Source organism: Numidum massiliense, assembly GCF_001375555.1.
GTDB lineage: Bacteria > Bacillota > Bacilli > Thermoactinomycetales > Novibacillaceae > Numidum > Numidum massiliense.
Genome location: NZ_CTDZ01000009.1, coordinates 2745056 through 2757025, shown reverse-complemented (window position 1 = coordinate 2757025; position 11970 = coordinate 2745056). Strand labels below are relative to the sequence as shown.

7 protein-coding genes are annotated in these 11970 nt (G+C 51.6%); all 7 read left to right on the top strand.

The genetic code is table 11. The features are described 5' to 3' along the window. Positions 1-22 precede the first annotated feature (22 nt). Positions 23-1324 carry an ABC transporter substrate-binding protein gene (locus BN1247_RS12890; protein WP_054950757.1) on the top strand — a complete coding sequence of 434 codons (1302 nt, stop codon included), beginning with the start codon at positions 23-25 and terminating at the stop codon, positions 1322-1324. Between the two features lie 70 nt (positions 1325-1394). Next, positions 1395-2330, top strand: a complete 936-nt coding sequence (locus tag BN1247_RS12885; protein WP_054950756.1) for a carbohydrate ABC transporter permease — start codon at positions 1395-1397, stop codon at positions 2328-2330. A gap of 33 nt (positions 2331-2363) precedes the next feature. Next, the gene (locus tag BN1247_RS12880) at positions 2364-3185 is read left to right on the top strand and encodes a carbohydrate ABC transporter permease (RefSeq protein WP_054950755.1); all 822 of its coding nucleotides are present in this window, start codon (positions 2364-2366) and stop codon (positions 3183-3185) included. 209 nt (positions 3186-3394) lie between these two features. After that, complete coding sequence (locus BN1247_RS12875) at positions 3395-5329, top strand: DUF6612 family protein (RefSeq protein ID WP_147675256.1); 1935 nt, start codon at positions 3395-3397, stop codon at positions 5327-5329. Between the two features lie 366 nt (positions 5330-5695). Continuing rightward, positions 5696-6643, top strand: a complete 948-nt coding sequence (locus BN1247_RS12870; protein WP_054950753.1) for a helix-turn-helix transcriptional regulator — start codon at positions 5696-5698, stop codon at positions 6641-6643. A gap of 334 nt (positions 6644-6977) precedes the next feature. Continuing rightward, entirely contained in the window at positions 6978-8741 is a 1764-nt protein-coding gene (locus BN1247_RS12865) for a DUF4091 domain-containing protein (protein ID WP_054950752.1), read from the top strand. 129 nt (positions 8742-8870) lie between these two features. Continuing rightward, on the top strand, positions 8871-11885 hold the full coding sequence (locus tag BN1247_RS12860) for a sigma 54-interacting transcriptional regulator (protein WP_054950751.1): 3015 nt from the start codon (positions 8871-8873) through the stop codon (positions 11883-11885). Positions 11886-11970: the final 85 nt, after the last annotated feature.

Below are 11970 nucleotides of genomic sequence, written 5' to 3'. Positions count from 1 at the left end.
AATGACGGAGGAGGGGTACACCTTGTTGAAAAAATGGTCATACACGTTATTAGTCGTCATGCTAGCGATGTCACTCGTTCTCGGAGCGTGCAGCTCGGACAACGCTGGCGATGGGAAGGCAGACGGTAAGAAGGGAAAAGATGACAGCAAAATTTCTGGAGAAATTACGGTGTGGACACATCCGTTTGTCGGTACCGACTTGCGACAAAAAGAAGCTGACTTTCGCAACGATCTGAAAAAGTCGTTTGAAAAGAAATACCCGGATGTGAAAGTGACGATCGAAGAAATTCCGTGGCCAAACCGCGAGGAGCGTTTGCTGACAGCGCTCGCCGCGAATGAAGGGCCGGACGTGTTCTACATCATCCCGGACATGCTGACGCAATTTGCACACAAGGGAGTGTTGGAACCGTTAGACGACTATCTCGACGGCTACGACAAAGACGACTTTAACGAGTCTGCGTTACTCGCAGCGACTTTCGAAGACAAAGTTTATGCGTTACCGGTTTTGCAAGGTGTCATGGGGATGTACTATAACACCGACCTAGTGAAAGAAGTGGGCGGCGATCCAGAAAAACTGCCGACCAACTGGGACGAATACTTGGAGTTGGCAGAGAAGGCGAAGAAAAAAGGTAAATTCATCGGTGTGTTTGAAGGTGGGAACGCCCCGAACATGGCGGTGTACCCGTACATTTGGCAAGCGGGCGGCCGGGTGATCGACGACGAAGGTAAAGTACGCGTCGACGAAGCCGAAAGTGTCGCCGCTTACGAATATATCAACACCCTTTACGAAAAAGGGTTCGTACCGAAGGACTCCGTTTCCGCGCCGTCGCAGTTTGAAATATTCCGCGCCGGAAAGTCGTTGTCCTACTTCGGAGACAGTCAACTCGTAGCGACACTGCGCGCTGAGAAGCCTGACTTCGCGTGGGGCGTCGGCCCGATGTTAGAAAGCAAAGAGAAAGTTTCGTACGGTACGACAGGCATGTATACGGTACCAAGTAACAGTAAAAATAAGGCGGCCGCTGCAGAATTCGTTAAGTTCATGGCCAGCAAGGAAAATATCGAGAAGTTTAACGAAATTACGCAGTACATTCCGCCGCGTCAATCGGCTGCTAAAATATTCGACGGCGACGACGTTTTGAAAGAGCTCGTCGAGCAAGCGAAAGATACGCGTCCAGGCGTTATCCATCCGATCGGACGTGAGATCGGGCAAAACATGACGGCTAGCATCCAAGCGATGCTTTCCGGCGAGTTGAAGCCAAAAGAAGCAGCAGAGAAAGCGGCGACCGAAATAAAGGCTGTTATGGAGCGGGAAGGCTTTAAATAAACGCAACTTTGGCTCGTATAGGGAGTCCACGCGGATTCCCTATATGAGCCGTTATAAGTAGGTGAGAGAAATGAACAAGCTAACGGCAGGCCAGTTGAAGCAACGGAAGAGGCCGCTTGGGCAGCGGATCAAGGAAGAGCTCAGGCGCAATGCGATTGTCTACATTGTCCTCATTCCCGTTCTCATTCACTTCGCGATCTTTCAGCTCATCCCGATGATTTTTAGTTTCATCTTGACGTTTATGGATTGGCCGATCATCGGAGAACCGCGATTTGTCGGGCTAGCGAACTGGAAAGAGCTATTCAGTGACGGTCTCGCATGGAAGTCGCTCTGGAATACGACGTTGTTTTCCATTTACTACATTTTGCCCACGATGGCTCTCGGGTTAATATTAGCGCTACTCATTAACTCAGACATTAAATTTTCCAACGTGTACAAGAGTGTCTTTTTCTTACCGGTCGTCACATCGTTCGTCGTCGTCTCCGGTATTTGGGGTTGGTTGTTCCGCGGGACGGAGTACGGGTTGATCAACGGATTTTTAGAGCTTCTCGGCATCCCGACACAGCTGTTCCTTGCGACCGATAAGCAAGCGCTCATCGTCCTGGCGGGTCTCAGTATTTTTAAAGTGACAGGTAGTACGATGATTTACTATTTTGCGGGGTTAAAGTCGATTCCGGCGCAGCTGTACGAAGCGGCGAAAATTGACGGGGCATCGGCATGGCGCACGTTTTGGAGCGTCACCTTTCCGTTATTAAAACCGATCCACTTTTACGTCGCCGTCATTACGACGATCGGCTCGTTCCAAATCTTCGATTCTGCCTTTATATTAACGGGCGGCGGTCCGAACAACTCGACGATGACGATCGTGTTCTACTTGTACGAAACCGGGTTTAAATCGCTCCGACTCGGCTACGCGAGTGTTATGGCCTACCTGTTGTTCTTCATTATTTTGGCGATTACACTCTTCCAGCGCAAAGCGTTAGGCAAACAGGTCGATTACTATTAAAAAAAGATTTGCGTTAGGTGGTGAAGTTAAGTCATGTCGAAAAACGGAACAGGGAAAAAAATTACCCTTTACGTGGTGACAACTTTTCTCGCGCTTATTTTCTTGTTACCTTTCATCGTGATGGTGTCAGGTTCATTGCAAAAAATACAGTATATGATGGCCGATCCGATGTTTTGGTGGCCGAAAGAAGCGACGTTGGACAACTTTCACTACATCTTTTTCCGTGCCCCCTTCTTTAGGTGGTTCTTGAACTCGTCGCTCATTACGATCATTCCGGTCATCACGGACGTCTTTTTGTGTACGATTCTCGGCTACATTTTTGCGAAGAAGAAATTTTTCGGGCGGGAAGTCATTTTCTGGACGATGATGGCGATGGTGATGATCCCGAGTCAGCTGTTCATCATCCCGCGCTACATCATGTTTAGCAAATTCGGCTGGATCAACACGTACTATCCGATGATTATCCCGCAACTGTGGGGGATTATGGGTGTCTTCTTAGTGAAACAGTTTATGCAGACAATTCCGAAGGAGTTGGAAGAAGCGGCTTATATGGACGGCGCGAGCGACGGGCAAATTTTCTTCAAAATCATTGCTCCGATTTCCAAGCCGGTCATGGCGACTGTCGGGACGTTTGCCTTTATCGGTAACTGGAACGAGCTGTTAGCCCCCCTCATCTACACGACGCAAGAAAAGATGTACCCACTAACCGTCGGTTTGGCGTCGCTGTTAACGCGGGAAGGGAACTTCGGGATCGAGATGTCAGGGGCGGTCGTATCTTTTATCCCGACGTTTTTAGTGTTTATTTTCTTCCAACGGTACTTTACCCAAGGAATTGCCCTTACGGGGCTTAAATAAAGAAAAAATTCGTATCGTATTCGCGAAAATATGTTCCACCAATGCCAATATTATGTTATCCTAAACATGACAACTCCTTTGCTGAGACGTATTCAGATCGCGGCGAAGGAGTTTCTTTCACACCAAATGATTTTGGCATCCATACGTTTTAATGCACGTCGTGTTTATAAGGGGTAACTAAGTTAGGAGCTGAGTAAGGAGGCGTTAGTTTGCGAAAAACAGTAACAAGATGGAAGATGTTCGTCACGCTCATCGTCGTTGCCGGACTTTTATTAAGCGGCTGTAACTTTTTTGGGCAAGGGAAAGGAGCTGCAGGCGACAAAGCGGCGTCGGCGAAGGGAGAGGAAGAGAAGAAAGAGAAAAAGAAGGGAGGGAGTAAGGAGAAAGGGGGAAAGAAGCATCCGCAAACGGTCGACGAGTTAATGAAACTTGTCAACGAGAAGTCTGAAAGCGGTTTAAAAAGCTACCGAGTGAATATCGTTAGCGACATGCGAGGCGACAGCCACATCGACTACCAAACGGAATGGAAATACGACGTGCTGAAGGAGCCCTTTGCCTTTCACTCGCAACGATTGCATGGAGACGACCTCAGTCAGGAGGCTTATTTTTCCGGTGGGGAACTATACGAAGGCACCGGTTTTTATCGCGGGGATCTGCCTGAGGACGAAAGGTGGCGGTACGACGACTACCGGGAGAGGGAATGGTTCGACGCATCCAAGTTTTACCCAGCGACCAATTATAAAAAAATCCTCGATTACATAACGAGCGATTTTGAGGCGCTGCACCTACTAGAGGAAAAGGTCAAAGTGGAAAAGGGCGTGTACCGCGTCCGTGCTACCGTAAAAGATGACGGGGAAATGGCGCGGCGGTTTGAGCGATTCAGTATCGGTGTCTTGGGTGAACAGTATAATACTCGTAGAGATTCAATCGAACTTCTGTCGCTCGACAACATAAGTGCAACGCTCGTCGTCGATCGAAAGACGTTCCGCCCCCTCGTGTACGAGCTACATTATAAGGCTAAGGTATCGATGTTCAAAGAAGAAAGAGAGATTCAAGTCAAAAGCAACTTAGCGCTATCCGACTACAACGAACCAATCACGATCAAAGTGCCCGATGAGGTGAAAAAAAAGGCAGAAACGTATGAACGGGATATGAAGAAAAAGATGGAAGAGCTAGAGCGGGAGAGTGAACAGAAGGAGAAAGATTCCAAGCAGAAGCGCGGTAAAGAGAGCGGCAAAAGGGATAGTAAAAGTGGCGTCGCGGCAAAACTATCGGACAAGAATCACTTGTTAACGCTCCTATCCACCGGGAATGAAGAAAAAAGCAAGTACAAGCCGTCCAAGCAATCGTGGAAAAAACTACAACAGAAAGTGCGGCAAGCAGAGGCAGGGATTGCGAGTTACAAGAACGATTTTCAGTTACTTAGTATAGTAGGCTCCCTCGATTCCAAGGTTAAAGGGGAGGATGAAATATTCATTGAGGAGAAAGCCGCCTTTGTTCGCAAGCCGTACAGTTTTACGCGCGATTTAAGCTCTACTGTTAACGATGACTCACTCGAGATGCACGATTACTATAAAGACGGCGCGTTGTGGACCGACGGGTTTGAGATGCACGAATTAGGGGAGTACGTGACCTTTCCTATTAAAGCGACCGACTTAAACGTGCTAGACGGTTTTGACGACAACCAGTTGTTTCTGGAGAAACAATTAGGCATGCTCGACCATCTGCCCGAACCAGAAGACGTGGAAGAAAGTGACTCGTTTTATAAACTGACGTTTGCGTTGACGACGCGCGATGCCATTGAGCTCAAGAAGTGGCAAATATCTTACGACACGCTAGATGAATTGACGCAGAACTTATGGGATAAAGATTTTAAAGCGTTCGAGTTTAAGGTGTATGAGTTAGTCACCTACATCGATCGCAAAAATCATCGCTTGACGCGCATCGTCGTAGCGAAGGACGGCACCGAAAATAGCGGTTTTGGTTTGGAGAACGTGCAATCCATTTCCGCGTCGCAGTTCCACAGTTTTAACAAAGTGAAGGAAATTACCGTACCGGACGACGTAAAGAGGCACGCTAAGGAAGAGGAAGTCGATATTGAAGAGTTGAAGCGGGAACAGGAGTATGAGACGCGGTCGTTTTAGTAGCCCAGTCTTATTTTGTTCCTTATGGCCATTGCGATTCTCCGTATGGCCATCGCTATTCTCCGTATGGCCATCGCTATTCTCCGTTCATTATAGCCCAGCACATGATAGATCCGCACATTATAAATTCGCCTACAGATGAGGTCTTCGCGCACGTCGTACATACTTATTGAATCACGTGACGTAACTGTGATCGTGTCCTACGACATTGTGCGGGGACTGTTTTGTTTATTTTTGGCAAACAGTCGTTCGCTGACGCTATGTTGTCACTGATGTTTCGTACAATGAGGTTGTCAACGAAAGATGAGGACGTCATAATCGTCTAACTAGGATGCGAACTACACGGTAAAAAAGGATGGTTGATACATGTCAAGACTCATTCGTTTTTTAAGGATTATTTACGCGATACAAGGCAATCCGGGCATTAAAGCCGATGAATTGGCGGATCGGTGTGAGACGACGAAGCGGACGATTTACCGCGATTTACAAGAACTTAGTTTGTTCGTGCCGATTACGAATGTCGGGTACGGCAAAGGGTATACGTTCATCGGTCGGTTTGCGATGCATCCGATCAAGTGGACAGACCAAGAAGAGCTCGCTTTTTCACTACTGCCTTCCATTATCGATCGGTCAAAGTTACCGCCGGGATTTAACACAGCTTACGACAAAGTAATGGCTGCTCACACGAAGGAACGAAACGATCAGCGAGATCTATTAGAAGATGTTGCAGGAATTATTCAGATGGGGGAACCGGCATACCGGGTAGCGCACGCGAATTATCTCTCTCCGATCATTCAGGCCATTCTTGAGGAGAAGACGATCGATTGCGCCTACTATACGCAAAGTCGCGGTCAATTGACGCAGCGTAAGATCGACCCGTATTACCTCGTGCCGCGTGAACAGCGCTTTTATGTGATCGGTTACTGTCACCAAGCTAAATCCGAGCGGACATTCCGGCTTAGTCGTTTCCGCGATGTAAAGTTGACGGATGAAGGATTCGATAAATCTAAATTTAATATTAAACAGTATTTGAAAAACACGTGGTCGATCGAGCGAGGCGATCGGGAAATTCGCTTCAAGGTGCGCTTTAGCCCGAAAATTGCACCGTACATAAAAGAGGAGGAGATGTTCGTCCGGCCGTGGATGAGAGACCTTCCGGACGGCGGGTTGTTATTTGAGGTGACGCTCAACCACGACCGCGAGTTTTTGAACTGGGTGTATCAGTACGGCCCAGAAGCAGAAATATTGGCACCGGTCGCTTACAGGCAGCAAATGAAAGAACAGTTGGCCGAGTGGCAGGAGTTGTATGCTTAGGCGCCGGCATCCTCGTATGGCAAGACTTGCGTTGCAGTGGTCGTACGAGGAAAGTGATTCGTTTGCGACAGTGCAGCGGTTTGATCAGAAGATGTGATGCAATTTCGTTATAAAGTGCTGGAGAGGGGCACATGCGAAGAGAGGCGCACCCAAACGCAGGTTTCTACGGGTGGGAGCGCCTTTTTGTTGTAAGGGGCTTCCATTGTGTAATGGTCGAATAAGTGTGGAGCGAAGAGGGGCAAAGGATCGATGTAATGAATGCGCGACGCTTGTGATACAATGGAGAAAACAATTAACCCATCAACCCACTAAGTAAAAGGAGGCAACCTTTCTTATGGCTACAACAACCCGGCGCTTCGAAACCCGCTGCTTAAGTTCGCTTACAAAAGTTTTTGCCGACGAAGAACTAACCGATTCCGCTTATTGCCACGGCTCTGCGCTATGGAACGAAACGTATGCGTTTCAAGTCGCCTACCGCAACAGCGATGCTTTACTAAAAGGGATGCGCGTGCGAATCGATTCCGACCTAGGAGATGTGATTAGCGTACGTTCGGTCGGCCTCGTCCCATCGGAATTACCGGCTTACCACGACGGTGACGGTCGCGTGCTGCGAACGACGCCCGGCTTGTACCCCGACCCGCTGTATCCACTGTACTCGCTCGGAGACGGCGGAGACGGCAACGACCGTGGCGACAATAGTAACGTGGGTAAAGGAGGTCACGCCGGCAATGCAGGTGACGTAGGCCACGCTGTTTACACTGGTGAAGGGCTCGTCGGCTACCCCGGGCAGTGGCGGGCCGTGTGGGTGACGGTACACCTTAGCGAAGATGTGGCGCCGGGTGTGCACCCAATTCGCGTCGCCTTCGGGACCGCCACAGGCGAACTGCTCGGCGAAGAGACATTCACCCTCGACGTCATACCACAAGCGCTACCAGAGCAGCGACTCATCCATACGGAATGGTTCCACGCCGACTGCCTCGCTGTTTATTACAGTGACGACGTATTTAGCGAGGCACATTGGCGGCGTATCGCACAATATGTGGACACTGCCGCGCGACACGGCGTGAACACGATTTTGACACCGCTTTTTACACCGCCACTCGATACAGCAGTTGGTGGGGAACGACCGACAGTACAACTTGTCGACGTCGAGAAAGTGGGCGATCAGTACACTTTCGGGTTTGCACGACTCAGCCGTTGGATCGCTTGCTGCCGCTCGCGGGGCATGCGCTACTTTGAGTTTTCTCACCTGTTTACGCAGTGGGGCGCCCGCCATGCGCCAAAAATTGTCGCGACGGAAAACGGCGAACAACGCAAGATCTTTGGCTGGAAAACGGACGCGGCAGGAAGTGATTACGAACAATTTTTGGATCAGTTTTTACCGGAACTCGTTCGCTATATTAAACAGCATCGCCTAGAAAAGCACGTTTTTTTCCACGTATCGGACGAGCCACACGCTGAGCACTTGTCTTCCTACCGCCAAGCGAGTCGTCTACTGCACCGCCACTTAGCAGCGTTTCCGCTCATCGACGCCTTGTCCGACTATTCCTTCTATGAACAAGGACTGGTGAAAAACCCGATTCCGGCCAGCGACCACATTGAACCTTTTCTTGAGAACGGTGTGCCCAACTTGTGGACGTATTACTGTTGTTCACAGTACAAAGACGTGTCCAACCGCTTCTTCAACTTCCCGTCGGCGCGAAATCGCGTGCTCGGGATGCAACTGTACAAGTACGACATCGCCGGCTTTCTCCATTGGGGATACAATTTTTGGTTTTCCCAGTATTCGCGACGCGCAATCGACCCGTTTCGTACGACTGATGCCGATGCCGCGTTTCCGTCGGGGGATGCCTTTCTCGTCTATCCCGGCGACGATGGCCCGATCGAATCGATCCGCCTAGAAGTGTTTTACGAGGCACTGCAAGACTTGCGCGCGTTACAACTGTTGGAGACACTCGTCGGAAAGGAAAAAGTGCTCGCGCTGTTAGAAGAAGACTTAGAGCGCCCGTTAACGTTTCGAGACTACCCCGTCGACAGCGATTGGTTGCTACGCAAACGGGAAGCGATCAACCGAAAAATCGCCGCAGCGGTTAAGTGACAGGAGCTATAGAAAAACTTCAGCAAAACATTAACAGATATCCCATTGTGCAAGTGTCGTCTTTTCTCCATGAGTTCCCTGTCGTTCCGCCTGTTTGTTAGTGTGTGATGTGTGTATAATGGAGGCAGAATGGAGGAATTAGTGTTGAAAAAGGTCGACGTTGCCGAACAGCTATTGCACACGCTCGCTGCTCACACACTGTCGGGGATCACGGCGGCACAACTTGCCGAGGCACTGCAAATCGAACGCTCGACGGCGAGCCGCTATTTGAACGAACTCGTGAAAGCCGAGCGGGCTCAAAAAGTCGTCGGACGTCCCGTACGTTATTTGCCGGTTGATGCTGGTAAGCGCCTCCAGGGTGAGCGGGACGTGTCGGTCGGTCTACCACGCACACCGTCGGCCCCGATCCCTGCGCGAGCCGAGTCGCTCCAGAATTCAGCCGACCCACAACAGCCGCTGCTGGACACGCGATCAACGGCGTCCGATTCAGAGCAACAGTTACACGATTCGCAGCATACACGGCATAACGCCCAGCAGATGTCCTCGGATCAGCTATCACGTGAGGTGAATCCTGAGGGACTGCAACCGCCGCAACAGTCGAAGCCTAAGCACGACAACAACAACTCGCTTCTATCGAAACTGTCGCAAGCGGTGATCGGTGCGGGAGAAAGCTTAAAACCGGTACTCGAGGAGGCGCTCCCTGCCTTATTTTACCCTCCGAACGGCTTGCCGATTTTACTGTTCGGCGAAACAGGCGTCGGCAAAAGCTTTCTCGCCCGCAAATTGTACGACATCGCCGTCGAACAAAAGCGGCTTAAAGAAGCGGCGCCGTTCGTCGCCTTTAACTGCGCTGAATACGCACATAACCCGGAACTGTTAATGGGGCAACTGTTCGGGGTGAAGAAGGGTGCCTTTACTGGCGCTACCTCCGACCGCATCGGACTCGTCGAGCGCGCCCACGGCGGCATATTGTTCCTCGACGAAATACACCGCTTGCCGCCGTCCGGCCAAGAAATGTTGTTTTACCTCATCGACCAAGGGATGTTCCGCCGGCTCGGGGAAGCGTCGCTGGAACGGCACGCAAGCATTCGGCTCATCGGCGCAACGACCGAATTGCCGCAAGACGTCCTCTTGCCGACGCTATACCGCCGCTTTTCGGTTAAGCTGACACTCCCGCCGCTGCGCAAACGGACGCGATCTGAACGGGAAGCGTTATTGACGCACTTTTTACAGCACGAAGCGACACAGATGGGCGTTCCTTTGTCCATCTCGCCGGAAAGCAGGGCGATGCTGCTCTCTTACACGTGTCCGGGCAACATCGGACAACTGCAGAGCGACGTACAAATCGCTTGTGCCCGTGCGTTTTTGCGCCGTCTGAATCACCGCGAACAACGTGTAACGATCACGAGCCGCGACATACCGAGTACCGTACAAAGTAGTGGCACCTCGTATTCACCGTCTGAGGAACGACACGCCACACCTGTCGTCGAAACGGCGAGGATCGAGGCGAACGCAGAAACGATGCCACTACCTAACGTGTACGAATTACTCACCGAACGCGAACGGGCTTTGCATAAACGAGGGGCTGGTCCGGTACAGACGGCGCAAGCGCTGCAAGAAGTCGTCGACGAATACGTACAAACTCTGTTCAACACGTCACGCAACCAAGACGGCCACGTCCTCGACGACATGCGTCTAGTAAACGAGCAATTGCTGCAGACGATTCGCGAAGCGGCAACGCACATTAACGACGACTTGCCGACACCACTAACCGTCCACCAAATCGCTGCGATCGCCCTGCACACGCAAAACATGTTGCGCCGACCAGGATCGTCGGCGCGGTACGGCGACTTGCCGCAAATCGCGCCCGTGTCCGCCGCCTACCAAAAAGCAGCGCAAAAACTGACCGCGTTTCTCGAACATCGGCTCAATGTAAAACTGCCGGCACGCGAAACGGACTTGCTCGGGCTGTTACTAGCTCCGCCCGCGCAACACGTGACCAAAACGTCCCGCGTCGCCGTACTCGTCGTCACCCACGGCGATGCTGCCGCTAGCTCGATGGCCGACGTGACGAACGCGTTACTCGGCAATGCGATCATCCACGCCGTCGACATGCCACTCAGCCAGTCGACATCCATCGCTTATCGGCGCATTGCGAAAAAAATTGCGCGCATCGAGAGCGGGGCGGGCGTGCTCATGCTCGTCGACATCGGCTCCCTCGTGTCGATGGGCGAAGCGCTTAGCCAGGAACTCGGGAAACCGATAAAGACGCTCGCCCACGTCAACTTGCCAATGGTGATCGAGGCCGGGCGAAAGGCGATGCTGCCAGAAAACGATTTGCAAACCGTTGCCGACAGTGCCGCCCATGTATTGCGTTCGCCTTTCGCTTACTTTGCCCAACCGTTCAGCGCCTCCGAAGAGGCGGGCGACGATGGCGAGAAAGACAAGCAGCGCCTCATAGCCACCGTCTGTTTAACGGGCGAAGGAGCGGCCGTTTCCCTCGAAGATTGGCTGCGCAAACAGTTGGCGGAAAGTGATACCGACGCGGATGTCCTCGTGCGCTCCGTGCGCATCGACCCGGAGAGTCGTCAGTCGCCGCTACTCGAGCATTTAGCGAAGGAATACAAGCTCATCGCCGTCGTCGGCACCGTCCCGCCCAACCTTGAGGGCGTACCGTACATCCCTATTTGGGAACTGTTGCAATCCGACGGGACAGCCCGCCTCGAGCGTCTACTCAAGCGCACGCGCGGGCCGATCACCGCGCCGCGTACGGCATCACTGCAAGTGGCAGACATACCCGCCCTTATTGAACAAGGTTTGAGTGAAACGGTGCAACACTTCAACCCGCGCAGTTTTTGTCAGCTGCTGGCGAACGAAATGGGCCCGGTGCGCGATCACTTCGGTTGGGAACCGGAACGTGAGCTCGGCATCTGGATGCATCTCGGGATTGTGACGGACAAACTGTTACAGCAGCAATTAACCGGTAGCGATCAGGAGCAACCAACGCCGCCGCCACTAAAAAAAATCGACATCACCGAGACCGATATCGCTGTCTGGCGCCCCGTACTCGCGCGTATCGCCGAGCAACACGAAGTGACCTTTCCGGACGACGCCGCGGAAAACATGGCGCGTCTCGCCAAGTGAGGGCTTGCCAAGCAACTCTTCACAATGTGAGAGACAGTTTTACAGAGCAAAAGTTCGCCAAGTAAGCCCGCGGTTGAAAGTTGAA